General features: G+C 56.8%; 23 protein-coding genes. 11 read left to right on the forward strand and 12 right to left on the reverse strand.

The window, feature by feature from the left end; translation table 11 throughout:
- Positions 1-30: 30 nt before the first annotated feature.
- A complete protein-coding gene (locus CU081_RS16820) occupies positions 31-1368 on the reverse strand; it encodes a TolC family outer membrane protein (protein WP_022651162.1) in 1338 nt (445 codons plus the stop codon).
- Positions 1369-2101: 733 nt separating this feature from the next.
- On the opposite strand from CU081_RS16820, the gene CU081_RS16825 reads away from it, so the two are divergent.
- Positions 2102-2845 carry a DeoR/GlpR family DNA-binding transcription regulator gene (locus CU081_RS16825; protein WP_022651161.1) on the forward strand — a complete coding sequence of 248 codons (744 nt, stop codon included), beginning with the start codon at positions 2102-2104 and terminating at the stop codon, positions 2843-2845.
- A gap of 13 nt (positions 2846-2858) precedes the next feature.
- Positions 2859-3926 carry an oxidoreductase gene (locus CU081_RS16830; RefSeq protein ID WP_032658359.1) on the forward strand — a complete coding sequence of 356 codons (1068 nt, stop codon included), beginning with the start codon at positions 2859-2861 and terminating at the stop codon, positions 3924-3926.
- Positions 3927-3967: 41 nt separating this feature from the next.
- Here CU081_RS16830 and cybB read toward each other — a convergent pair whose 3' ends face one another.
- From cybB to CU081_RS16845, 3 genes are all read right to left on the reverse strand, one after another.
- Positions 3968-4498, reverse strand: a complete 531-nt coding sequence (cybB, locus tag CU081_RS16835) for a cytochrome b561 (RefSeq protein WP_003857288.1) — start codon at positions 4496-4498, stop codon at positions 3968-3970.
- A gap of 87 nt (positions 4499-4585) precedes the next feature.
- Positions 4586-6025 (reverse strand): aldehyde dehydrogenase, encoded by a 1440-nt coding sequence (gene aldA / locus CU081_RS16840; protein WP_022651158.1) that lies wholly within the window; start codon positions 6023-6025, stop codon positions 4586-4588.
- A gap of 199 nt (positions 6026-6224) precedes the next feature.
- Positions 6225-7019 (reverse strand): YdcF family protein, encoded by a 795-nt coding sequence (locus CU081_RS16845; protein WP_022651157.1) that lies wholly within the window; start codon positions 7017-7019, stop codon positions 6225-6227.
- 214 nt (positions 7020-7233) lie between these two features.
- Between CU081_RS16845 and CU081_RS16850 the strand changes: the two genes are divergently transcribed.
- From CU081_RS16850 to CU081_RS16860, 3 genes are read left to right on the forward strand one after another with little or no spacing between them, the layout of a single operon-like run.
- Positions 7234-8886, forward strand: coding sequence for an MFS transporter (locus CU081_RS16850; RefSeq protein WP_039268876.1), 1653 nt, complete (start codon positions 7234-7236; stop codon positions 8884-8886).
- Positions 8887-8908: 22 nt separating this feature from the next.
- Complete coding sequence (locus CU081_RS16855) at positions 8909-9991, forward strand: HlyD family secretion protein (protein WP_003857294.1); 1083 nt, start codon at positions 8909-8911, stop codon at positions 9989-9991.
- The gene (locus CU081_RS16860) at positions 9988-11367 is read left to right on the forward strand and encodes an efflux transporter outer membrane subunit (RefSeq protein ID WP_022651155.1); all 1380 of its coding nucleotides are present in this window, start codon (positions 9988-9990) and stop codon (positions 11365-11367) included. Before CU081_RS16855 ends, CU081_RS16860 begins: the two co-directional genes overlap by 4 nt.
- Positions 11368-11451: 84 nt before the next feature.
- On the opposite strand, the gene hrpA is transcribed toward CU081_RS16860, so the two are convergent.
- The gene (gene hrpA, locus CU081_RS16865) at positions 11452-15354 is read right to left on the reverse strand and encodes an ATP-dependent RNA helicase HrpA (RefSeq protein WP_022651154.1); all 3903 of its coding nucleotides are present in this window, start codon (positions 15352-15354) and stop codon (positions 11452-11454) included.
- Positions 15355-15557: 203 nt separating this feature from the next.
- On the opposite strand from hrpA, the gene azoR reads away from it, so the two are divergent.
- On the forward strand, positions 15558-16163 hold the full coding sequence (azoR, locus tag CU081_RS16870; protein ID WP_003857298.1) for an FMN-dependent NADH-azoreductase: 606 nt from the start codon (positions 15558-15560) through the stop codon (positions 16161-16163).
- A 90-nt stretch (positions 16164-16253) separates the two neighbouring features.
- Positions 16254-16940, forward strand: coding sequence for an RluA family pseudouridine synthase (locus tag CU081_RS16875; protein ID WP_003857299.1), 687 nt, complete (start codon positions 16254-16256; stop codon positions 16938-16940).
- 7 nt (positions 16941-16947) lie between these two features.
- Here CU081_RS16875 and CU081_RS16880 read toward each other — a convergent pair whose 3' ends face one another.
- Positions 16948-17487, reverse strand: a complete 540-nt coding sequence (locus tag CU081_RS16880; RefSeq protein ID WP_003857300.1) for a DUF2058 domain-containing protein — start codon at positions 17485-17487, stop codon at positions 16948-16950.
- 168 nt (positions 17488-17655) lie between these two features.
- On the opposite strand from CU081_RS16880, the gene CU081_RS16885 reads away from it, so the two are divergent.
- Together CU081_RS16885 and CU081_RS16890 are read left to right on the forward strand one after the other, a co-directional pair.
- Entirely contained in the window at positions 17656-18660 is a 1005-nt protein-coding gene (locus tag CU081_RS16885; RefSeq protein ID WP_022651153.1) for a DUF1852 domain-containing protein, read from the forward strand.
- Positions 18657-19685 (forward strand): methionine synthase, encoded by a 1029-nt coding sequence (locus CU081_RS16890; RefSeq protein ID WP_003857302.1) that lies wholly within the window; start codon positions 18657-18659, stop codon positions 19683-19685. Before CU081_RS16885 ends, CU081_RS16890 begins: the two co-directional genes overlap by 4 nt.
- A 3-nt stretch (positions 19686-19688) precedes the next feature.
- On the opposite strand, the gene CU081_RS16895 is transcribed toward CU081_RS16890, so the two are convergent.
- Positions 19689-20621 carry a LysR family transcriptional regulator gene (locus CU081_RS16895; RefSeq protein WP_003857303.1) on the reverse strand — a complete coding sequence of 311 codons (933 nt, stop codon included), beginning with the start codon at positions 20619-20621 and terminating at the stop codon, positions 19689-19691.
- Positions 20622-20719: 98 nt separating this feature from the next.
- Between CU081_RS16895 and CU081_RS16900 the strand changes: the two genes are divergently transcribed.
- Entirely contained in the window at positions 20720-21154 is a 435-nt protein-coding gene (locus CU081_RS16900) for a DMT family transporter (protein ID WP_003857304.1), read from the forward strand.
- A gap of 4 nt (positions 21155-21158) precedes the next feature.
- Complete coding sequence (locus CU081_RS16905; protein WP_003857305.1) at positions 21159-21617, forward strand: DMT family transporter; 459 nt, start codon at positions 21159-21161, stop codon at positions 21615-21617.
- On the opposite strand, the gene CU081_RS16910 is transcribed toward CU081_RS16905, so the two are convergent.
- Genes CU081_RS16910 through CU081_RS16930 form a run of 5 tightly spaced genes read right to left on the reverse strand, consistent with a single transcriptional unit; the run spans position 21614 to position 25086 of the window.
- Entirely contained in the window at positions 21614-22147 is a 534-nt protein-coding gene (locus CU081_RS16910) for a DUF3833 domain-containing protein (protein ID WP_003857306.1), read from the reverse strand. The genes CU081_RS16905 and CU081_RS16910 overlap by 4 nt on opposite strands.
- Positions 22144-22668: a hypothetical protein gene (locus CU081_RS16915; protein WP_003857307.1), complete on the reverse strand. Its 525-nt coding sequence runs from the start codon at positions 22666-22668 to the stop codon at positions 22144-22146. Before CU081_RS16915 ends, CU081_RS16910 begins: the two co-directional genes overlap by 4 nt.
- Positions 22665-23150, reverse strand: a complete 486-nt coding sequence (locus tag CU081_RS16920) for a DUF2878 domain-containing protein (RefSeq protein WP_003857308.1) — start codon at positions 23148-23150, stop codon at positions 22665-22667. Before CU081_RS16920 ends, CU081_RS16915 begins: the two co-directional genes overlap by 4 nt.
- Positions 23147-24367, reverse strand: coding sequence for an SAM-dependent methyltransferase (locus CU081_RS16925; RefSeq protein ID WP_003857310.1), 1221 nt, complete (start codon positions 24365-24367; stop codon positions 23147-23149). Before CU081_RS16925 ends, CU081_RS16920 begins: the two co-directional genes overlap by 4 nt.
- The gene (locus CU081_RS16930) at positions 24364-25086 is read right to left on the reverse strand and encodes a DUF1365 domain-containing protein (RefSeq protein WP_003857311.1); all 723 of its coding nucleotides are present in this window, start codon (positions 25084-25086) and stop codon (positions 24364-24366) included. Before CU081_RS16930 ends, CU081_RS16925 begins: the two co-directional genes overlap by 4 nt.

The raw sequence follows: 25086 nt of genomic DNA on the forward strand, positions 1-25086 counted from the left end.
CTTATTTCGCGCAGAAAGGCGCGCCTTTTTTTAACTTAAATCAGGTAATTTCGCGGCAGCGTTTTTCTCTATTCCGATAAGCGGCATGAGATTATCCACCGCGGAGGCGTAATTAATCGCCGCACTCCAGCCATCGTATTCAGCCATTATTTTCGCTGAGGTGGCAGACCAGACATCCTGCTCCACGCTGAGCAGATCGTTAATGCTGCGCTTGCTCAGGGTATATTCATTTTTGTAGACATCGCGGGCGCGCAACGCATTTTCCAGCTGACGCTTCCCGGCTTCCATTCGTCCACGCGCCCCGGTCCAGTCGGCCTGTGCGACGGAGGCTTTTTGCAGGACATCAAAACGGGCCTGATCGACCTGCGACGATGCCATTGCCCTTGCGCCCTCGGCCTGACGGACGCGCGCCGAGACCGCGCCGCCCTGATAAAGCGGTGCGTCAATATTGAGCTGGATCTGATCATCCCAGTACGCGCGATTATCCGACTCATAGCGGGTGCGGCCCCCTTTCAGGCTTAAGGTCGGCCAGTGCTGAGACTTCGCGGTTTCTACGCCGTACTGGGCTGAACGCTCCATGTTCTGCGCGGCCATCACCGTTGGGATCAGTGAATAATCAATCCGATTGAGAGAATCCGGCTCCACGGCCAGACCTCCCGGAACCGGTGAATAGCGTTCAGCCTGTATGCCAGTTAATACCGCCAGCCGCGCGCGGGCGCTGTTCAGGGACGCATTGTACTGCTCTACCGTCGCCTGCATCCCGGCAATACGGGTGCGGGTCTGAAGCTCATCAGAGGTGGAGCTTACGCCAGCGTCGGCGCGGAGTTTTGCCAGCTGCTCAACGTTTTTAAGCGCCTGCACGTTCTCTTTTGCCGCGTGCAACAGATCGCTGTAGCGTTTCACTTCCACATAGCTGAGGGCTGTTTTTTCCGCGACGGCAGACATCGTGCTCATCAGCTGGTAGCGATAGCTGTCACGCTGAGCTGAAGACTGGCTGATGCTGTTGTTGGTCTTGCCAAAATCGTACACCAGCTGCGTTAGACTCAGGCCCCAGGCTGCGGAATTTCGCAACGAGCCGCTTGAATCGGTGGTCTGGCTGTGACCTGTACTCCCGTTCAGGGCTATTTGTGGCATCCAGCCACTGCGCGCTTCGTCTATTTGTGCCTGGCCGATCCCCAGCTGTGCCGCCTGCTGACTCACCGAGGGGTCGCGATCGAGAGCGAAAAGAATACTTTCTTTCATCGTCATTGCCGCAACGGGAGATATCCCCGCCTGGCCGTTATTTGCATTAGCCGCAGTCACCACCAACGAAATTAAGGTCAGGGAGGCAGATAATCTGAGTAACCTGTTATTGCATTTCATCTTCATAATATCCCCCGACTCCAGGTGATAGCCAAATAAATACCCAGGAAGAGGTACAAATAATTCGCCAGAAATCCATTGCCCCTTCTCCATTAATTCCGGGCAAGAGTTCCCCTAACCCATTTCAATTGAGACGAGAGCCGTTCAATCCTTTTTTTCTTTTAAGAATTTACTTAAATATTTAGTGATTCGCAGCATAACAAAATGTGATATAAGCAACCACACCCGCAATGTTAATGTGTTGTTACAAATAAGAAAAAAGATGGGGTTTCTGGACAAAACGTTATAAAAGACCTTTCAGATGAAACAAATAAACCCCCTGTAATATAAAGAAAATTCTAAAATACCCCGGTGTACATTTTTGCGTTAATTTCATCCCGAATCAGACACAAAGATTTTCAAAGAAATGTCAATTTAAGTAATCCACCGAATAAAACTGGATTATTTTACTTTATAAACACAGATTGTTAGATATATACACTAATTTATAATTACAAATTAGTTATAAATATCAATTAGGCGCTGGAATGTGGCAGCTTAAGCCAAATTTATAAGTAAAACATAGCGATAACAACATACCTAAAAGATACATACATGTTTTTGATGACTGATTAATGCGATATCAATAATCACACCATTAAACTGTTTTTGGATAACATCCCGCGCCTGTCCCGATTCCCTTTTCTGCAAAATGCTGTAAACTGCGAAGTATTGCGACATTTTGCAGGATACTGCGCCCATGCATAAAACCGCCAGACAGAAATATGTGCTTGATATCATTACTGAACAAGGCCAGGCCAGCATTACCGAGCTGGCAGATCGATTGCAGGTTTCAGCGGACACCATCCGTCGCGATCTGACCGACCTGGAAAAACAGGGACTGGCACAAAAAAACCATGGTGGCGCCATCGCGCTGAATCTCTCGACGATGAACCGGGTTAGCAGGAATACCTTGCTGCCTGAAATCAAGCAGCGGCTGGGTAAACAGGTTGCGCAATGCGTGCCTGCGGGCTCGACGCTGTTTCTGGATGCCGGAAGCACACTGCTGGCCGTTGCCTCTTTCCTTCATGGGCCGCTGACCATCATCACCCCTTCTCTTGATATCGCCCAACAGGTGAGCGATCGGGAAGGTATCGACCTGATCCTGCTCGGTGGAAAGTGGGATCAGAAACAGCGCCTGTTTGCCGGAAGCGCCACCCTTTCACTGCTCTCTCGCTACCGGGCGGATATTGCCATCCTTGGCGCATGCGCCATCCATGCCGAACTCGGATTGAGCGCCAGTCAGGAGGCGGATGCCGAAGTGAAGCGTGCCATGCTGGCCGCAAGCCAGGCGCACTGGGTAGTCGCCGACCATCTAAAACTCAACCAGTGCGAACCGTATCTGGTGTCAGGGTTATCCGAGATTCATCAACTGTTTTTAGATCGTCCCTGGGCAGAGCTCGGGGACCATAGCGCCGTGCAGGTTACCGTTTGCGCACATTAACGTGGAGAAGGTCATGAATAAAGTGAAGACAATGAATATTGCGCTGATCGGGTATGGTTTTGTGGGTAAGACGTTCCATGCCCCGCTGATCCAGTCCGTTGACGGCCTGAAGCTGGCGGTGATCTCATCCCGGGATGAAGAGAAAGTGAAACGCGATCTGCCGGACGTGCTCGTTGTCGCCACGCCGGAAGAGGCCATTCAGCACCCGGATATCGATCTGGTGGTTATCGCCTCCCCTAACGCGACCCATGCGCCGCTGGCCACCCTGGCGCTCAATGCCGGCAAGCATGTGGTAGTAGATAAGCCGTTCACGCTGGATATGCAGGAAGCGCGGGATCTGATTGCGCTGGCTGAAGAAAAACAGCGGCTGCTTTCTGTCTTCCATAACCGCCGCTGGGACAGCGATTTTCTCGGCATTAAGCAGGTGATTGCGCAAGGCAGCATCGGCAAGGTGAAACATTTTGAGTCGCATATCGATCGTTTCCGCCCGGAGGTTCGCGTGCGCTGGAGAGAGCAAAACGTTCCCGGCAGCGGCCTGTGGTTCGACTTAGGCCCGCACATGATTGACCAGACGCTACAGCTTTTTGGTCTGCCGCAGTCGGTACAGGGCAACATCGCCACCCTCCGTGACGGCGCGGAGATTAACGACTGGGCGCACGTGGTGCTGAATTATCCGGAACACAAAGTGGTCCTCCATTGCAGCATGCTGGTGGCGGGCGGCGTATCCCGCTTTACCATTCACGGTGACAAGGCTAGCGTGGTGAAAGCGCGCATCGATCAGCAGGAAGCCCAGCTGCTGGCAGGCGTCATTCCGGGTAGTGAACGCTGGGGTGAAGACAGCGACGCTATGGTGCTGCTTAATGCCCAGGGTGAAGCCAGCGCTATCCCTGCGCCAAAAGGCGACCAGCGGCAGTACTATATAAACGTGCGCGATGCCCTGAACGGCAAGATTGACAACCCGGTCCCGCCGGTGGAAGCCCTGGCGGTGATGGCGGTGCTGGAAGCGGCGGTAAAATCTTCAGAAACGGGTACAACTCAGGAACTGGACTTAACGGCGCAGGAGCGCGCGCAACTGCAATAAGCCGCAAAAAAATGCCCTGCGGGTTCGCAGGGCATTATCGGTTACTGACGCTTTTTTGGCATCATCCGCAGCAGCGTGTTGTCTTTCCAGAAATAGTGATGCATCAGCGCGGCAAAGGCGTGCAAACCAATCACGAAATATCCCAGATTCGCCAGCGTCACGTGCCACGCTTTTAGCGTATCCACCAGGTCAAAATTCCCCTCCGCCGCATGCGGCATCGTCAGGCCAAACGCAAACCAGTCATTTCCCCGGTTATACATCATCACCATGCCGATCAGCGGCAGCGCAATGAACAGCAGGTAGATAACCAGATGCCCCAGATGGGACAGCCCGGTGATCATCGCTTTTGGTTTCGGTTGAATAGGCGGAGCCGGGAATTTGAGGCGGATAAGCAGGCGCGCCACCATCAGCACCAGGATGCTGATCCCGCAGGAAACGTGGATCATATTAATGAGCGGACGATCGCTTCGCGGGAACCATCCCCTGAACTCCATGGCGCAATAGGCCATAATAACTAACAGAAAAACCAGCCAGTGAATGCTGATTTGCAGACCCGTATATTTTGTGCGCATGTTGTTTCCCGATAAATAACCATTATCGCGCCAACATAACCACCTTTCCTGAAAATGTGAACCCCCTCGCATGGAGGGGGCTCCTGATTACGACTGTAAATAGACCACCTGCGTCTGCAAATACTCATTCAGACCGTGTTTACCATCTGCCCCGCCGATTCCGGATTTCCGCCAGCCCGCATGGAAGCCCTGCATCGCTTCAAAGTTTTCACGGTTAATGTAGGTCTCGCCGAACTTAAGCCCCTTAATGGCTTTCATGGCGACGTTCAGGTCCTGCGTATAAACAGACGAGGTTAAACCGTAGTCGCTGTCGTTGGCCATGTTCAGGGCCTCTTCCAGGGTGTCGAAAGCCACCACCGGCAGCACCGGGCCAAAGGTCTCTTCGTGCATGATGGCCATATCCTGACGCACGTCCAGCAGCAGCGTTGGGGGATAAAAATACCCTTTACCTTCTGCCGCTTTACCGCCAAGGACCACTTTGGCCCCCTCCTGCACCGCGCGCGCCACCTTCTGCTCCACGCGCTCCAGCGCGGCGGCGTTGATCAGCGGCCCCATGGCAATATCCGTTCGCTCAGCCGGATTGCCAAACTGGACGGTTTTCATTGCCTCGCCCAGACGATTCACAAAGCGGTCGTAGATCCCCTTCTGGACATAGACACGTTCCGCGCAGTTACACACCTGCCCGGTATTGATGACGCGTGAATCCACAATGGCCTTCACGGCCAGCTCAAGATCGGCATCGTCCATCACGATGGCCGGGGCTTTACCGCCCAGCTCCAGCCCCACTTTGGTGATGTTTTTCGCAGCCGCAGCCATGATCTTTTCACCTGCCCCGACGCTGCCGGTCATGCTGACCATCGCCACTTTCGGATTCCCGGCCAGCTCCTGTCCGACGGTTTCACCCCGGCCCAGCACCAGGTTAAAGACGCCTTTCGGCAGGCCAATCTCATCGACGATTTTGGCAAACGCAATGGCGTTGTTTGGGGTAAATTCGCTCGGTTTGATAACGATGGTGTTGCCGGTGATCAGCGCGGGAGCAAGCTTACGGGCAATCAGGAAGAATGGAAAGTTCCACGGCAGAATGCCGGTGGTGACGCCAAGGGCACGCTTAAACACCAGAATATTCTCGCCCGGACGGTCGCTCTGAATGATTTCCCCTTCATACCGGCGCGCCCACTCGGCCATATAGTCGATATAGTCAGCGGTAAAGTTCACTTCCACTTCCGCCAGCTGCTGGATCTTGCCGCCTTCGGCCACAATCAACGCGCTGATTTCACTGACGCGCTCGCGGATCCCGGCGGAAATTTTGCGTAGCCAGCTGGCGCGTTCAATGGCTGGCAGCGCCTCCCAGCCAGCCTGCGCGCGCTCTGCCGCGTCAATGGCTTTGCGGGCGTCCTCGGCGGTGCCGTCGGGAATACGGGAAATGACCTCTTCCGTGGCCGGATTGATCACGTCAATCCATGCATCACCCTGCCAGGCAACAAACTGTCCATCAATATACATAGGATGTTGTACGGGTACTGTCATAACCTGCTCCTGTAATCACACTGTTTTTAACAAGTAAACTTATTGTTAAAAACTATAATTACCGGGGCAATTGCCTACTCTATGAGTCTGTTTTTGTGAGATATCTCATAAAAGATACGGGGCAGCCCGTTTCCAAAATCACAAATCGGCAACAAAGGCTGCCCGTTTGCGTAAAAGATGGCGCAAACGGGCAAGAGCATTACAGCAGAGAACGGCTCACCAGCGCGTCGGTGAGAATGACGTCGTTTCGCAGGATCTGCCACGCGGCGTCCACGTCGGCAGGGATATCGACATGGGCAATGAAATCACGTCCCGCCGGACCGTAGCCGTTGATGTCGTCCCTGAGTCGCGGAAATTCACCCAGCACCAGCGACAGGTAACGTTCTACCGGCCATAACCCCTCGGCCGGGCCGCTAAACACCAGACCGTCGTCGCTGTTTTGCAGCACGGGCGTCAGGCCGGGATGACTCACCCATGCGGGCGCTGCGGCCTCGTCGCGGCATACGCGGGCAAACGTAGCCATTGTGCGCCGCTGCATCGTCGGGTCCTGCACCACCAGCACCCGGGCGGCGTTCAGTCCGGATTGTTTCATCAACGCCCGGCTGAAGCGGGCGTTTTCACCACAGTTGGTCGACTGATCCTCAACGTGAAGATGCTCAGCCGGAATGTTCCAGAATTCACGGGCGATGTCGGCCAGAATAGCTGCCTCAGCCCGCCCGGTGGTGGGTATCCTGTTATAGCGGGGGTGTTTCGCAATCGCGGCGTAGAGGAAGGTCGTCGAGTGACCGATCCCGCCGCTGATGATCAGAGGAACACCCTGTTCAGCCGCGTTTTTACAGGCAGCATCAATCGCGGGGACCACCGCATTACCCGCCAGAATCACCAGATCAACGGGCTGATTGTCCTGATAGTCGTCCTGAGCAAGCCACGCCCCAACGGTATTCACGGCCTCGAGGGTTGTGCCAGGCAGACAGGGGAAAAGTGCCATTGTCATCGTTACCTCCTTACAGCATACAGAGCCATCGATTATCCCCCTTTCTGCGCGTCATGCTATGGCATGAATGCTGAAAAAACGGGCTGGAACGTTCTCAAAAAGCACTCACATTTGATTAACTTGAGAAAATCGTATTCACTTGAATTATGATTTGCGTCAGCCTTAGAATCATTAGCCCGCTCACAATTCAACATTTTGAAAGGTAAACCACGTTATGCGCCTGCCCCAACGCGACCCTTATGCTCCTCGCGAGTGGCAGCCACACGAGAAACCCGCCCTGCTGGGTTCCCCTTCCACCCCGGAACATCCAACCCCAAAACGGATCGCCTATGGCGTGGTCGGCCTGCTGGTATGTCTGACCGGGGCGCTGGGTAACGCGGTCGTCACCGCTAATCTGCAAAATCTGCAAGGCACTTTTGGCGCCTGGTCGACTGAAATCGCCTGGTTGCCTGCCGTCTATGTCATGACCAACGTTTCCATCAACCTGCTGCTGGTAAAGTTTCGCCAGCAGTACGGTTTGCGCGCCTTTACGGAAGGCTTCCTGGTGCTGTATGTGCTGGTCACCTTTTTCCACCTGTTTGTGAACGATCTTAGCTCGGCGCTGATGGTAAGGGCGGCACACGGGATGGTCGCCGCCGCGCTCAGCTCGCTCGGCATTTATTACCAGATCCAGGCCTGGCCCGCAAAGCATCGACTGAAGGCGCTGACCATTGGCATTACCGGGTCGTCGCTGGCGATCCCGCTGCCGCGGCTGTTCTCCACCGAGCTGTTACAGCTTGATGAGTGGCGCGGGCTGTACTTCTTCGAGCTGGGTCTGGCCCTGATCTCCCTGGCCTGCGTGATGGTGCTAAAGCTGCCGCCGGGCGATCGGCGCAAAGTCTTTGAGAAGAAAGATTTCATTACCTTTTTTTTGCTTGCGCCCGGCATGGCGCTGCTGTGCGCGGTTCTGTCGTTAGGGCGTCTGGACTGGTGGTTTGAAGCGCCGTGGATCGGCTGGGCGCTGGCCCTCTCGCTGGTGCTGATTGTCTCTGCGATCGTGTTTGAACATAACCGCAGCAACCCGCTGCTTAATACCCGTTGGCTGTCCAGCGGCAGCATCGTACGCCTGGGGCTGATTATGCTGCTGATCCGCATCGTACTGGCGGAGCAGAACACGGGCGTCATCGGCTGGCTGCAATATGTGGGCCTACAGAATGAACAGATGACCCATCTGGCGTGGGCTATTTTCGCCGGGATCGTCTGCGGTATCGTCACCAGCTGTCTGACGATTAAGCCCACTAAACTGGCCTGGCCGATAATCACCTCGCTGGTGCTGATGATCGTCGCCTCGCTGCTGGACAGCCAGTCCAACAACCTGACCCGGCCGGATCAGCTTATTTTCAGCCAGTTCCTGCTGGGCTTCGGCAGCGCTTTCTTCCTCGCGCCTGCGATGCTGGCAGCCATTGGCGGGGTGATCGCCGACCCGCGCAACCTGGTCAGCTTTTCCGTGATGTTTGGCATGAGTCAGAACCTTGGGGGCCTGCTGGGTTCCGCGATCCTCGGCACCTTCCAGACCTGGCGCGAGAAGTACCATTCCAGCCTGCTGGCTGACCAGCTCACCACCCTTAACCCGCTGGTGAACGAACGTATTCAGCTTTACACCCAGATGTACAAAAGCCTGATTGGCGACAGTTCCCTGCTGGGAACCCAGGCCATTACCCAGCTCCAGACGGTGACGGCGCTTGAGGCAAATATTCTGGCTTACAACGATACTTATCTCCTGACGGCGAGCATTGCCACTGCCACGCTGGTCTGGATTTTATGGCGCTTGCTGCGCCTGCGCATCACCGCCCGTATGGCCCTTAAGAACGCCACTGGCAACAAGTAATGACTATTTTTCAGGAGAGGTTATGAGTCAGCAGGATGCCGCCAAAGAGCAGGCCAACACCCGTAAAAACGTGCGCGTCGTGTCCATTTTCACCGCCGCGGCTATCGGCATTGTCGGGGTACTGGTGATCCTTTATGCCTGGCAGCTGCCCCCGTTCACGCGTCATGCCCAGTTTACCGATAACGCCTACGTGCGCGGCCAGACTACGTTCATCAGTCCTCAGGTAAACGGCTACATTACCGAGGTCCATGTTCAGGATTTCGCGCAGGTTAAAAAAGGCGAGCTGCTGTTGCAGATAGATGACCGTATCTATCGCCAGCGCGTCCATCAGGCCGAGGCGCAGCTGGCAATGAAAATTGCAGCTCTTAATAACAACCTGCAACAGCGCAGAAGTGCGGAAGCGGTGATTGCCAAAAACGAGGCGGCGCTGAAAAACGCCCGTGCCCAAAGTCTGAAAACCCAGGCGGATTTGAAACGCGTGAAAGAGCTGACCGCGGACGGCTCCCTTTCCATTCGCGAGCGCGATTCGGCACTGGCCAGTGCCGCCCAGGGGAGCGCCGATATCGACCAGGCGAAAGCAACGCTTGAGATGTCGCGTCAGGATTTACAAACGGTTATCGTCAATCGCGGCTCGCTGGAGGCCGACGTTGAGAATGCAAAAGCCGCGCTGGAGCTGGCGCAGATCGATCTGCAAAACACCCGGATTGTCGCGCCGCGTGATGGTCAGCTCGGGCAGATTGCAGTGCGTCTGGGGGCGTACGTCGCCGCCGGGACGCACCTTACCACGCTGGTCCCGCCGCAGCACTGGGTGATCGCCAATATCAAAGAGACGCAGCTGGCGAATTTACGCGTCGGACAGCCGGTGAAATTCACCGTCGATGCCTTAAACGATAAAGCCTATCAGGGACGCGTGGAGAGCATATCCCCGGCCACAGGCGTCGAGTTCAGCGCTATCACCCCGGATAACGCCACGGGCAACTTTGTTAAAATCGCCCAGCGCATCCCGGTACGCATTGAAGTACTCGGTGAGCCGGAGGCGTACCGGCTGCTGCGCCCTGGCATGTCGGTGCAGGTGACCATCGACACGCGGGAGGCGAAACAATGACGCTTCGCCCGATAGCCGGCCTGCTGATGATGGCTATCCTGGCGGGATGCCAGTCGGTTGACGTTGAGCCCGCCAAATCGTCCCTGCACATACCGGCCCAGTGGCGCGCGACGTCGGGGCCAGCCAGCCCGACAGAGCAGCTCTGGTGGCGAAATTTTCACGACAGCAATCTGAACCGCTATGTGGATCAGGCGCTGAAGAACAACAGCGACGTGCTGATTGCACGCGAGCGGATTAACGAGTACCAGGCCCGGGTGTTCGCCGCCGACGGCAGTCTGTTCCCGTCGCTTGACGCGGGCGTGACCGGGACGCGCGCACGCTCGCAGTCCGCCGCCACGGGGCTTCCGGTATACGGTACGTTGTACAAAGGCAGCCTGACCGCCAGCTACGACGTGGATATCTGGGGCGTAAACCGTAGCACCTCCCGTGCCGCTGAAGCATCGCTGGAGGCACAAAAGGCGGCGGCAGCGGCGGCTGATCTTACCGTCGCATCATCGGTGGCCTCCGGGTATGTCACCCTGCTGTCGCTGGATGAACAGCTTCGCGTTACCCAATCCACGCTGAAGTCGCGTGAAGAAGCGTTCAATCTCGCCAAACGACAATTTGAGACGGGATACAGCTCTCGCCTTGAGCTGATGCAATCGGATTCTGAGCTGCGCGCCACCCGCGCCCAGGTTCCACTGCTTCAGCACCAGATTGCACAGCAGGAAAATGCGCTTAGCCTGCTGGTGGGCAGCAACCCGGGTAACGTTGCGCGCGGTGAAAGCTTTGATGCCCTGACGCCGCTGAAACTGCCCTCCCAGCTGCCGTCGACACTACTCAACCGGCGCCCGGATATCGTTCAGGCGGAACGTCAGCTGATTGCGGCAGACGCGACGCTGGCGGCATCGCGCGCCAGCCTGCTGCCGTCGATCAACCTCACGGCCACGGGATCGGTGCAGGATCGCACGCTGTCGGGATTGCTGGATAACCCCCTACAGCTCTGGAGCGTGGGCGGCAGTATTCTTGCGCCGCTGCTGAACCGTCAGGCGCTGAATGCGCAGGTGGATATCTCCCAGTCCCAGCGGAATCAGGCTCTGTATAGCTACGAAAAAACCGTGCGTAACGCATTTGCTGAGGTGAATGACAGCCTTGATGCCATCACCCGCTATCAGGAACAGCTTACCGAGCTGCTGGCACAGCAGGCGGTCGCGCAGGAGACGCTGCGGATTGCGCAAAACCGCTACCGCAACGGGTACTCTTCTTATCTGGATGTGCTCGATGCGCAGCGCACGCTGTTCTCGGTGCAGACCAGCGTGGTACAGGTGAAAAACAACCTGTTGCTGGCGCAAATTGATTTGTATAAAGCGCTGGGCGGCGGTTGGAGCAGTGCGTGAAAACATGCCGGGTGGCGCTGCGCCTTACCCGGCCCACATGCTCTCCCGTAGGCCCGGTAAGCGCAGCGCCACCGGGCAACGGTTTTAGCCGGAGATCTGCTCCATCGCCTGCAAGATACGCTTATCCGAAATCGGATACGGCGTACCGAGCTGCTGGGCAAAGAAGCTGACGCGCAGCTCCTCGATCATCCAGCGGATCTCCCGCACGTCGTCGTCATCGCGACGCGCTGGCGGCAGTTTGTTGAGCCACTGCTGCCACGCCTGCTGCACGTTTTCGACTTTCAGCATCTGCGCGCGATCGCGATGCGGATCGACCGCCATTTTCTCCAGACGCTTCTCAATCGCCTGCAAATAACGCAGCGTATCGCCCAGACGCTTAAAGCCGTTGCCGGTCACAAAGCCCCGATACACCAGCCCCGCCATCTGCGCCTTCACGTCCGACAGCCCCAGGGCCATGGTCATATCCACCCGCCCCTTCAGGCGCTTGTTGATATTGAACACGGCGGTAAGGATCTGCTCGACCTGTTTGGCAATCTCCACCACGGTGTCGTTCAGCTCCGCGCGCACCTTTTCATGAAGCTGAGCAAAGCCCTCTTCCGTCCAGACCGGACCGCCCGCCTCGTGGATCAGCTTATCCACACCGCAGGAGATGCAGTCGTCGATCAGATCCAGCACCTTACCGTACGGGTTAAAGTAGAGCCCCAGCTTGGCTTTGTTCGGCAGCTTCTCGTGCAGATACTTAATCGGCGACGGGATGTTAAGCAGAAGCAGTCGACGCAGCCCGCGCCACATCATCTGCTGTTGTTCCTGCGGATTGTCAAAGAGCTTAATCGCCACGCTATCGCGCTCATCCACCAGCGCGGGCCAGGCTTTGACCTTATAGTTCCCGCGCTTCTGCTCATAGCTTTCCGGAAGCTGACCAAAGCTCCAGATGTGCAGCCCGCTCTGCTCGATACCGTCGTCCGCCACGGCAGACAGGGTTTCCTGCACTTTGCCCTTCAGGGCGTCCTTCAGTTCCGAAAGCGAGCGGCCTTCCAGCAGCTTTTTGTTTTTATCGTCCACCACGCGGAAGGTGATTTTCAGGTGATCGGGCACCTGATCCCAGTTCCAGTCGTCGCGGTCGATGGTGGTCCCGGTCATGCGTCGGAACTCACGCTCCAGCGCGTCCAGCAGCGGCAGCTCCAGCGGCGTGACGCGGCCCAAAAACGCTTCGGCGTAGTTCGGCGCCGGCACAAAGTTACGCCGCACCGGTTTAGGCAGGGATTTGATTAACGCAATGACCAGCTCGCGGCGCAGGCCGGGAATTTGCCACTCAAACCCGCTCTCGTCGACCTGGTTTAACAGCGGCAGCGGAATATGAACGGTCACGCCGTCCGCGTCGGCCCCCGGCTCAAACTGATAGGTCAGACGCAGCTTGAGGTTGCCCTGATGCCAGAAGTTCGGGTAGTCGAGCTTGCTGACCGACTCCGCGCCCTCTTTGATCAGCATGCTCTTTTCAAAGTTGAGCAGGTCCGGGGTCTCTTTGCTGGCTTTCTTCCACCAGCTGTCGAAATGGCGCGCCGAGATCACATCGTGGCTGATGCGCTGGTCGTAAAACTCAAACAGCGTCTCGTCGTCCACCAGAATGTCGCGGCGGCGGGACTTGTGCTCAAGCTCTTCCACCTCGGCGCGCAGCTTCAGGTTTTCGCGGAAGAACGCATGACGCGTCTGCCAGTCGCCCTCCACCAGCGCATGGCGGATAAACAGCTCGCGACTCAGCGCCGGATCGATCTGGCTGTAGTTAACCTTACGCGCGGCCACCACCGGCAGGCCGTAGACGGTGACTTTTTCCGTCGCCATCACCGCGCCCTGCCCGCGCTCCCAGTGCGGCTCGCTGTATGAGCGTTTCAGCAGGTGCTGCGCCACCGGCTCAACCCACTCCGGATCGATACGCGCGGCGATACGCCCCCACAGACGGCTGGTTTCCACCAGCTCGGCGACCATGGTCCACTTCGGCGGCTTTTTAAACAACCCGGAGCCCGGGAAGATGGAGAAACGCGCGTTGCGTGCGCCGGTAAATTCCTGTTTATCCGCATCCTTCATCCCGATATGGGACAGCAGGCCGGTCAGCAAGGCGATATGAATTTCGCGGTACTCCGCCGGTTCACTGTTGACCGGAATGCCCAGCTCTTTTACCACCTGGCGCAGTTGGGTGTAGATATCCTGCCACTCGCGCACGCGCAGGTAGTTGAGGAAATCCACCCGGCACTGACGGCGGAACTGATTTGAAGAGAGCGTTTTTTGCTGCTCGCCCAGGTAGTTCCACAGATTCACAAAGGCCAGGAAATCAGACTCTTTATCGTGGAAGCGACGGTGTTTTTCATCCGACGCCTGCTGCTTGTCCATTGGGCGCTCGCGCGGATCCTGAATGGAGAGCGCCGAGGTGATGATCATCGCCTCGCGCACGCAGCCGTGTTTTTGCGCCTCCAGCACCATGCGCGCCAGACGCGGGTCGACCGGCAACTGGCTAAGCTGGCGGCCCAATGGCGTTAGCTTGTAGGCCGTCGCCTGCTCGTCGGTGGTAATCGCCCCGAGCTCTTCCAGCAGACGCACGCCGTCCTGAATGTTGCGCTTGTCCGGCGCTTCCACAAACGGGAAGGCGGCGATATCGCCCAGCCCCAGCGCGGTCATTTGCAGGATAACGGATGCCAGGTTGGTCCGCAGAATTTCCGGATCGGTAAACTCCGGGCGCGACAGGAAATCGTCTTCCGAATAAAGACGAATACAGATCCCTTCCGACACGCGGCCGCAGCGGCCCTTACGCTGATTAGCCGACGCCTGGGAAACCGGCTCAATCGGCAGGCGCTGAACTTTGGTTCGGTAGCTGTAGCGGCTGATGCGCGCCGTACCCGGGTCGATCACGTATTTAATGCCCGGCACGGTGAGCGAGGTTTCGGCCACGTTGGTCGCCAGCACGATGCGGCGTCCGCTGTGCGGCTGGAACACGCGGTTCTGCTCACTGTTGGACAGGCGCGCGTACAGCGGCAGGATCTCGGTATGGCGCAGATCGCGTTTGCTGAGCGCATCGGCGGTATCCCGGATCTCGCGCTCGCCGCTCATGAAGATCAGAATGTCGCCAGAACTCTCGTTGCCCAGCTCGTCGACGGCATCGAAGATGGCCTGAAGCTGGTCGCGCTCGGTATCGTCCGCCTCTTCCACAATCGGGCGATAGCGCACTTCAACCGGGTAGGTTCGGCCTGAGACTTCAATGATCGGCGCATTGTTGAAATGTTTTGAGAAACGCTCCGGGTCAATGGTCGCAGAGGTGATGATGATTTTCAGATCCGGACGCCGGGGCAGCAGCTCTTTCAGGTAGCCGAGCAGGAAGTCGATGTTCAGGCTGCGCTCGTGCGCTTCATCGATGATGATGGTGTCGTACTGCATCAGCAGACGATCCTGCTGGATTTCCGCCAGCAGGATACCGTCTGTCATCAGCTTAACCATGGTGTTATCGCTGACGTGGTCGCTGAATCGCACCTTGTAGCCGATGCAGCCGCCCGGCTCCGTTTGCAGCTCTTCCGCAATACGGTTCGCCACGGTGCGCGCCGCCAGACGACGCGGCTGGGTGTGACCGATCAGCCCTTTCAACCCGCGGCCCAGCTCCATGCAGATTTTCGGCAACTGGGTGGTTTTACCTGAACCGGTTTCCCCCGCGACGATCACCACCTGGTGGTCGCGTACGGCCTCAAGAATGTCCTGTTTCTTCTGGCTGACGGGCAGGTTTTCCGGATAGGTAATCTCCGGGCGTGCGGCTTCACGCAGCACAACTTTCCCTGCCGCCTGTTCAATCTCTTTGGCCATTTCCTGGTAAATGGCCTGTTGTGCATCAGGATTTTTAACCTTCTTAACGCCGTGCAGACGGCGCGCAAACCGCTGTTTATCGCGCAGCATCAGTGAATCAAGCTTTTGCATCAGCATGGAGAAGGTCAATTTTTGGTGTTCTGTCATAGCGTTAACGGGCAGTGCACTGCCGGATAAAATCTCTTTTTAATGATTGCTATAGAGTACCACATCAGCGCTTTGCGCGCCTTATTCAAAAAATTCGAACATAGGCTTCGATATATTGCGCTATCCCTGTGGCAGGATTGTGAATAAAGTGTCAACAAGCAACGGGGCAACCCCCTCAATCAAATACAAAACAGGAATTTCCCATGAGCAAAGTATTAGTGTTGAAATCCAGTATTCTGGCAGGGTATTCACAGTCTGGTCAGCTGTCTGACTATTTCGTTGAACAGTGGCGTGAACAGCACAGCGCGGATGAAATCACCGTGCGTGACCTGGCGGCAAACCCAATTCCTGTGCTGGACGGCGAGCTGGTTGGCGCGCTGCGTCCGAGCGATGCGCCTCTTACCCCGCGTCAGCAGGAAGCCCTGGCGCTTTCCGACGAGCTGATTGCTGAATTGCAGGCGCACGACGTTATCGTGATCAACGCCCCAATGTACAACTTCAACATTCCTACCCAGCTGAAGAACTACTTCGACCTGGTGGCGCGCGCTGGCGTAACCTTCCGTTACACCGAGAACGGCCCGGAAGGTCTGGTAAAAGGCAAGCGTGCGGTTGTACTGACCAGCCGCGGCGGTATTCACAAAGATACCCCAACCGACCTGGTGGCGCCGTACATGACCCTGTTCCTCGGCTTCATCGGCATTACCGACGTGAACTTTGTGTTCGCTGAAGGTATCGCTTACGGCCCGGAAGTGGCTACCAAAGCGCAGTCCGACGCGAAAGCCGCTATCGACAGCCTGGTCGCTGCCTAAGATCTCCCCCTCTCACCGCCCGGTGGGAGGGTTTTTCTTTTCCTGCATATTTCGTTATCATCCGCACCCACTCTCCAGCCGGGCGGCCTGATGTCTGTCATTATCGATACGTTTATTGCACCACCCTGTCACGACGACATTGAGATCCTCTGGCAGGACGAGCATCTGCTGCTGATCAACAAACCTTCCGGCCTGCTCAGCCTGTCCGGGAAAAATCCGCAAAACCGCGATTCCGTCCACTACCGTCTGGTGCAAACCTTTCCCGGCTGCACGCTGGTGCATCGTCTTGATTTTGGCACTTCGGGTCTGATGGTCATTGCGCGTAACAAAGCGATTAACGCCGCGCTTTGCCACCAGTTCAGCCAGCGCGCCGTGAGCAAGGTTTACACCGCCCTGTTGTGCGGACATGTGGAACAGGACGAAGGGACCGTGGATGCCCCGATTGCCAAAGATCCGGCGCTGTTTCCGCTGATGACGATCTGTGCCCGCACAGGTAAGCCCGCTCGCTCCCGCTATCGGGTGATGGAACGTATTTATCAGGATACGACAATGCCATTGACGCGGGTAGAGCTTACCCCGGAGACCGGGCGCACCCACCAGCTGCGCATTCACTGCCAGCAGTTAGGCCACCCTATTCTGGGGTGCGATCTGTATGGTGGTCTGGAATGGCCGGGCGCGGAAGAAACGCCCCGGCTGATGCTGCATGCCAGCGTTCTGAATTTTATTCATCCGCTGAGCGGCGAGACGATAAACGCCTGTCACGCCGCGCCATTCTGAGCGGGGATTACCACATTAAATCGTCAGGGATTTTAAAGTCTGCGTACGGATCGTCTTCGTCCTGCTCTTCCTGACTCAGCGCGCTGTTAAGCACAATGCTGTCCGCATCGCGTTGGGCAATTTTATCCGCCACCACCGCCGGGATAATCGCGTAATCACAGTCGCCCTTCGCATTAATCACCAGTCGGGCAATCGCCAGACGGCCGTTGATCAGCTGGGTTTGCGTCTGCTTATCGACCTCGATTTTTTTGATCAGGTTGCCGTCGGTAAAGTTAAAGGTAATGTTGCCCTTCGCCACGGTGATGCGGTTCATCTCAATCAGCTGCTTCACCTGCGCCCTGAACTCTTTTGCCAGCACCGCCTGTTTTTGCTGTTCGCTCAGCTGCTTATCACGCTCCAGCTGGGCTTTCTTGTTCTCTTCAACAGCCTCTCTCGCCTCGCGAGCCTGGACGCGGGATTTTTTCGCCGTGCGCTGGACCTTGGCCATCTTTTTACTGCTGACTAAGCCCGCTTTCAGCATCTGCTCTTGTAGGGTGAGTTTTGTCATGTTCGTTTAAACCGGTTGGAAATGTCGGGGGATTATACCTGAATCGCGCAGTTCATGAAGAACCCTCATGTTGCAGTGAAATTAAGTCACTTCCCCTGCGCCAGGGGCTCAGGCATAAATTATGCATTGATAACGTTCCGGCAACATGAACTTAGGATGCATAACCAAATGAGTCAGGCTTTCACATTTACCCTTAAGCGCAGTTGCTTTGATGAAAATTATAACCCGTCAGAAAACACGCGCACGACCACCAACTTCGCCAACCTGGCGCGTGGCGAGAAGCGTCAGGAGAACCTGCGCAACACGCTGGTGATGATCAACAACCGCTTTAACGCGCTGGCGAGCTGGGATAACCCGAAAGCTGACCGCTATGCCGTCGAGCTGGAGATTATTTCAGTCGATATGAATATCGGCGGCGATTTTACTTTCCCGGCCATCGAAATTCTGCAAACGACAATCGTGGATAAAAAAACCCACGAGCGCATCGAAGGCATCGTCGGAAATAACTTCTCATCGTATGTTCGTGACTATGATTTCAGCGTCCTGCTGCTGGAGCATAATAAAGATCAACCCCGTTTTACCCTCCCCGAGAATTTTGGCGAGCTGCACGGCAATATCTTTAAAAGCTTCGTTCATTCTGAGGAATATCAGGCGAACTTCAAAAAAGCGCCGGTGATCTGCCTGAGCGTCTCCAGCAAAGACACCTATCGTCGTACCGGTAACCACCACCCGGTGCTGGGGTATGAGTACCAGCCGGACGGCGAGTCGCTAACGGAACAGTACTTCGCGAAGATGGGCCTGAAGGTTCGCTATTTCATGCCGGAAAACAGCGTCGCGCCTTTCGCCTTCTTCTTCACCGGCGATTTACTGCGTGATTACACCAATCTGGAGCTGATCGGCACCATCAGCACCATGGAGACGTTCCAGAAGATCTATCGACCGGAAATTTACAATGCCAATTCCGCTGCGGGACAGTGCTATCAGCCCGACCTGAATCAGCAGGATCACTCATTAACAAAAATCGTCTATGACCGTGAAGAGCGCAGCCGGCTGGCCATTGAACAGGGGAAATATACCGAAGAGCGGTTTATCAAACCCTACAAAACCCTTCTTGAGCAGTGGTCTCATCACTTCACGCTTTCATTTAATACGGATAAAAGGTTCTTCTCATGAAAACATTGCTCCCGACATCGACGGCTGGCAGCCTGCCGAAACCCACCTGGCTTGCGCAGCCGGAAACGCTCTGGTCGCCGTGGAAACTCCAGGACGAGGAATTACTTGCAGGGAAACAGGATGCGCTACGTTTGTCTCTGGATGAACAGATTCGCGCCGGGATTGATATCGTCAGCGACGGGGAACAAACTCGCCAGCATTTCGTCACCACCTTTATTGAACATCTCAGCGGCGTGGATTTTGAGAACCGTCAGACGGTACGCATCCGTAACCGTTACGATGCGAGCGTGCCGACCGTGGTAGACGCGGTGGCGCGTCAGAAACCGGTGTTTGTTGACGACGCGAAATACCTGCGCCAGCTGACGGACAAGCCGATCAAGTGGGCGCTGCCCGGCCCGATGACCATGATCGACACGCTATACGATGCTCACTATAAAAGCCGTGAAAAGCTGGCCTGGGAGTTCGCAAAAATCCTTAATCAGGAAGCCCGCGAGCTGGAGGCGGCCGGTGTCGACATTATTCAGTTCGATGAACCTGCCTTTAACGTCTTTTTCGACGAGGTGAATGACTGGGGCATTGCCGCGCTGGAGCGCGCCATTGAAGGACTGAAATGCGAAACCGCGGTACATATCTGTTACGGGTACGGCATCAAAGCCAATACGGACTGGAAAAAGACGCTCGGCTCCGAGTGGCGCCAGTATGAAGAGGCGTTTCCTAAGTTGCAGACCTCAAAGATCGATATTATCTCGCTGGAGTGCCATAACTCGCGCGTACCAATGGATCTGCTGGAGCTTATCCGTGGTAAAAAAGTGATGGTCGGGGCAATTGACGTCGCCACCCAGACCATCGAAACGCCTGAAGAGGTCGCCGATACGCTGCGCAAGGCGTTGCAGTTTGTTGATGCAGATAAGCTCTATCCGTCCACCAACTGCGGTATGGCTCCCCTTTCCCGCCAGGTCGCCAACGGTAAGCTGAAGGCGTTAAGCGCCGGGGCTGACATTATCCGTCGCGAGCTTGCCCGCTAACCTTCAGGTTTGCCAGTACAGCGGCGTACCGAATCGCTCAATATAGTAATCAATCACCGCCCTGACGTTCAGGGGCGGATGACGCGCGTTCGGGTAAATCGCCGCAATCGTCAATGGCTCCGTATTAATTGAACACTCCATTTCCGGCAGCAGTGCCACCAGCTCACCGCTTTTGAGTCGTTCGCTCACCATCCAGTCCGGGAAAAGCACAACGCCCATACCGCCCAGCGCCGCAATCAGGAGCGTTTCCGCGTTATTGGAAGTCATCAGCGGTACGATGGGATAGTGAACCCACGCCTCGCCCGGCTGTCGGATCAGCCAGCGGTTAGGCCCGGACGAGCCGCGGTAAACCAGACAGTGGTGAAGGCTGAGATCGTCCGGCCCCTCGGGCGCGCCATGTTTTTGCAGATAGTCCGGCGAGGCCGCCAGATGGTAGAACTGCTGACCAAACACCCGGGCGTGAAACGAGGAGTCCGTCAGCGCGCCGATGCGGAAGATAACGTCCGCGGCGTCACGGTGCGGATCGATAAAATCGTCGGTGAGGGTCAGTTCAATGGAGAGGCGCGGGTAACGCGCCAGAAGCCCCGGCAGGCCAGGCGCGATGTGCCTCTGTCCGAAAAAGACCGGGCCATTGATACGCAGCGTGCCCGACGGCTCGCGGGCGCGTTCATCCAACTCGCGTCGCGCGTCCTCCATATTCCCGGCCATCGCCCTGGCATAGCGCACAAAAAGATGCCCGCTCTCTGTGGGCATAATCGCCCGCGTGTTGCGGTAGAAAAGCTGTTGCCCGAGGGCGTCCTCAAGCTGGTGGATCACGCGTGAGACCTGCGACGCAGAAATCCCTTCCCGCCTCGCCACCACGGAAAAATTCTGCGTTTCATAAACGTCGATGAAGATCAGCAGCGCGCGAATGCTGATATGTCCGGCATCTATCATTAATGCATTTCCTGCACAGGTGTTTCCTGCATTATGGCATTTTTCTCAATGATGTTCAGACGTAATCTTCTCCGCCTGGAAAAAGGAGAAAAAGCGTTATGCACATTATTTTAATTTTACTGGTGATTGCCGGTGGCATGGGGCTGTCCGTGGAAGCCGGGCTGCTGGGGCCGCTGGGCGCAGAGGTGGGCGACCTGTGGGCGGCGTTCAGCATATTTAGCGTGGGAACGGGGCTAACGTTTCTGCTGATGCTGTTTTTCAGCCCCCGCAACAGTCCCTCATTTTTTGCGCAGCCTTCATGGCACCTGTTGGGCGGCGTGCTCGGCCCGGTTTACGTCATCATTCTCACCATTGCCACGCCTGCGATCGGCATTGCCATGACGATGATCGGCATTCTGGCAGGCCAGGTTTTTAAAAGCCTGATTATCGACCACTATGGCCTGCTGGGTACGCCGCACCGCAGGATCGATACAAAACGCATTATTGCGCTGGGATTTATCATCGCCGCGCTCATTCTCGTGGCGCAGGGGTAACGTTATGACAGTGATTATGATTATTCTGGCGGTGATTGGCGGCGCAACGCTGAGCATTCAGGCTGCCATTAACGGGCAATTAGGCAGCAGCGTGGGGGTATTCAAAAGCGCGTTTCTGACGTTTTCCGTCGGCGCGCTGGTGACCGCCCTGCTGATCTTCTTTTTTGAGCCGAAACAGGCGGTCAGCCTGATGGATGTACCCAAATGGCAGCTTCTGGGCGCCCTGTGCGGCGTGCCCTATATCGTGATTATGGTGCTCGCGGTGCAGCGCATCGGGACCGCTGTTGCCACGGTAGCGGTTATCCTGGGCCAGCTGGCCATGAGCATGCTGATTGATAACTTTGGCTGGCTGAACAATGAAGCCATTCCGTTTTCAGTGAGCCGTTTCGGGGCCGTCGTCTGCCTGAGTATTGCGCTCTTCTTCATCTACTCAAGCAGTAAACCTCAGCCCGAAGAGGATTAACCGCCCTCTTTGCGGGTAAAGAACAGCGTCACCGTGGCGACGGTGACGCCAAATTTCTTCATCTCCGTTTTATTGAACAGACGGGTGCTGTCCTGCAAATACATCCAGTCATCAAAGTGCAGCAGCCAGGTTTTGCCGTCCGCCTTCACGTTCATGCTGTAGCGCCAGTTAAGGGCATTGCCCGCCGCCTGGCCTGTCGCGACACCTTCTATGTCACCCGCCGTGCCTTCATAGCGATTCTGCCCAACGCGGCGGATATGCCAGACGCGCTGCTGCTTTTCGCCGTCATCGTAGACAAAATGCTCGTTCAGGGTCAGCGTATCGCCGATAACATCCCCGGCGATCTCGACGTGAAAACGGCGGATCTGCTTACCGCTGCGATCCTGCACCATCCCCCACGCCTCGGTTTTCCCCTGGAAGTAAGTAAAAATATCAAGCCGTGGCTGCTGCTGACGATACTCTGTCACCTCGGTGCTACATCCGGCCACCAGCATCGTCAGGGCAAGCGCCATAAACAGGAAACGTTTCATTGTGCTCCTCCAGTTAACTGCTGACGCAGTTCAGGATATTCGGTGCGGGGATCGAGCCATATCGCCAGAAAGCGTGAGCTAAACGCTGCCGTCTGACGTGGCCCGAGTGGCGTAAATTTTTTCTGCGACGCCGTGGGGCGATACCAGAATTGTCCCTGGCCGTTATTAACCACAAACGCGAGCTGCGTGCCGGGCGTGACGTCGGGCCAGAGCGCTTTTAGCATCCGCAGCCAGGCTTCACTCTGCGGCTCCTGCTGCAAAATGCCCTGCGCCTGCCACTGGTCGCGGGTCGCCTCGACCAGGTCGTCACCATCGATGTCCCGGGCATAGGTGATAATCAGCGCATTATCGCCGTCTAATCCTGTATAGCTGCCGTCGGGCGTCAGAAGCTGAGAGGTATAGACGGTAAACGGCCCCCAGGTGAGGGTGGCGTCACCCACCTTGCGCCAGCTCAGCCAGTCTGCCGCCTGCACGGTACAGGTGAAGACGGATAACGCGAGCATCAGTACCAGATTTCTCATTGTTGTCTCCCCATCAACAGGTGGAAAAACAGCATCAGCACCAGCCAGCCGGGGAACATCCAGCTGACGACGATAAAGGTCGGCTCCTGAAACGTAATGGCCCCAAGATGCTCGCCGATCAGGTAGGCTACCGGTCCGCCCAGAGTCGCCAGCACCGTCAGCAACCATCCTGGCAAGGTGGTCGTGCGGGTCAGGTGCGTCCAGACGGTGGCAAACATTAGCCACAGCGCCACCATCCATAGCGGCATCAGGGACGCGCCCGTGAACGCAATCAGCCCCGTCAGCGCCCAGAGGGCGTCCAGCAACGCACCCGACGCCGCCAGCACAAGGGCGTATACCCGGTGTGATGGCGGTAATAACAGCCAGGCAAGCACCGCCAGCGCGATCCAGATGACCAGCCCCTGCTCGCGAAACAGCACCACCAGCGTCCAGTAGAGATCAAACCCGATGGCCAACAGAAATACCTGCCCGTAACGCTTCATACGCGTTCCGCAGTCAGCTGCACCACGCTGATGGTGCGGGCATTAAATCCGGCTTCACAGTAGCCGAGGTAGTACAGCCACATCCGCCGGAAACGGTCATCAAACCCGAGCTTTTCAATCTCCTGCCAGGCGTGAACGAAACGCTGACGCCAGTGCGCCAACGTGCGGGCGTAGTCCGGCCCCATATCGAAGAGATTACGCACCACAAAATCGGTATGGCGGGTCATCAGTTCATTCATGGCGGTGATGCTGGGCAAAAAGCCGCCGGGGAAGATGTAGCGCTGAATAAAATCGACGCTTTTGCTGTAGTCGCGATAGCGCTGATCCTGAATGGTGATGGCCTGAATCGCCATCCGCCCGCCTGGACGCAGACGCGCCTGACAGGTACGGAAAAACGTTGGCAGGTAGCGTTGGCCGACGGCTTCGATCATCTCAACCGAGACCAGTTTGTCGTAAACCCCGGTCAGATCGCGGTAGTCGCAAAGCAGCACCTCAACGCGATCCTGCAACCCTGCCCGGGCGATCCGCGCGGTGGCCCAGTGGTACTGCTCCTGCGACAGCGTGGTGGTGGTCACCCGACAGCCGTAGTGACGGGCGGCGTATTCCGCCATCGCCCCCCAGCCGGTGCCAATCTCCAGCAGATGATCGTTTGCCGTGAGCGCCAGCTGGTCGCACAGCCTGGCCATTTTCGCCTGCTGAGCCGCGTTCAAATCCTGCTCGTCCCCGTTAAACAGCGCGCTGGAGTACAGCAGGTCTTCATCAAGGAAATGGGCGTAGAAGGCGTTGCCCAGATCGTAATGGGCGGCAATATTTTCACGCGCCTGAGCGCGGGAGTTGCGCCGCATCCAGTGCCGTAGCCGCTCCACCGGTTTCCCGAGCAGGCGAAACCCTTTTTCCAGCTGCCCGAGGATTTGGCTATTACGCGCAATCAGCTCCAGCAGCGGCGTCAGGTGGGGCGTCTCCCAGTCGCCATCCATCCACGCTTGTGCCGCGGCGAGGCTGCCCCCGGTTAAAATGCGCCAGTAGACGCCCGGAGCAAGTACCTGTACCTCAGCATGAAGCGCGGCGGAGGCGTCGCCGAACTGGAACGTCTGCGCGCCTTCACGCAGCGTCAGCGAGCCACCGCGCAGACCGTTCAGCAGGCGAAAGAGCAACCATCGCGCGACGCGGACGTTGCGCGGGATATCGGGTTCAAGCGCAAAGACGGGATCGGTCATGAGCGTTCACTCCTGCTGAGGGGATGGTTATGCAGCGGCACGCGCTTCAGCCACAGCCTGAGCGCCTGCCAGTAAATGGCGAAAACGGTTTTGAGGGTCATCAACGGGATCCGCGCCAGCAGCGAACGCAGCGCTGCGCGCGTCAGCGGCGCCCGGCGTAGCGTCAGGGTGGCATCAAACACCTTCGTCTCCTGATGGTTTTCGATATGCATGCGCAGCGTGCTGTCCGGGCTGTTGAAGCGCCAGTGGTAAACCATATCCATCGGATTAAAGGGCGAGACGTGAAACGCTTTCTGCGTCGGCGGGGCGTCCCGCCCCGCTACCGCGTAGTAATGTCGTTCATTCCACGGCGTGTTACGCACTTCGGCGAGAACCCAGCGCAGAGTGTCTTCGCCGTCATAGCAGTAGTAAAAATTGACCGGGTTGAAATGAAAACCGAAATAGCGCAGCTGAGTCAGAAGCATGACCCGCCCCGCCGGACGCTCGCCGGTCAGATTTTCCAGACGCTCAAGGACGTGCTCTTTGAGCGGCGTGCCCAGCGGGTAGTCCGCATCATAAAATGCCGCGGGCGCAACGCGGTTACGGCGCACGCCGACGGAGGGCAGCGCGTCCAGCTCATCGAGATCGAGCCAGGCCATAAAGACGCTGTAGGTAAAGTGGTGCGCTTTTGGCGCAAGCCGACGATGGCGCAATGTACCGTGGTAAAGGCAGCTGTTCAT

The sequence above is a fragment of the Enterobacter sp. CRENT-193 genome (assembly GCF_002787395.1).
GTDB classification, from domain to species: domain Bacteria; phylum Pseudomonadota; class Gammaproteobacteria; order Enterobacterales; family Enterobacteriaceae; genus Enterobacter; species Enterobacter hormaechei_C.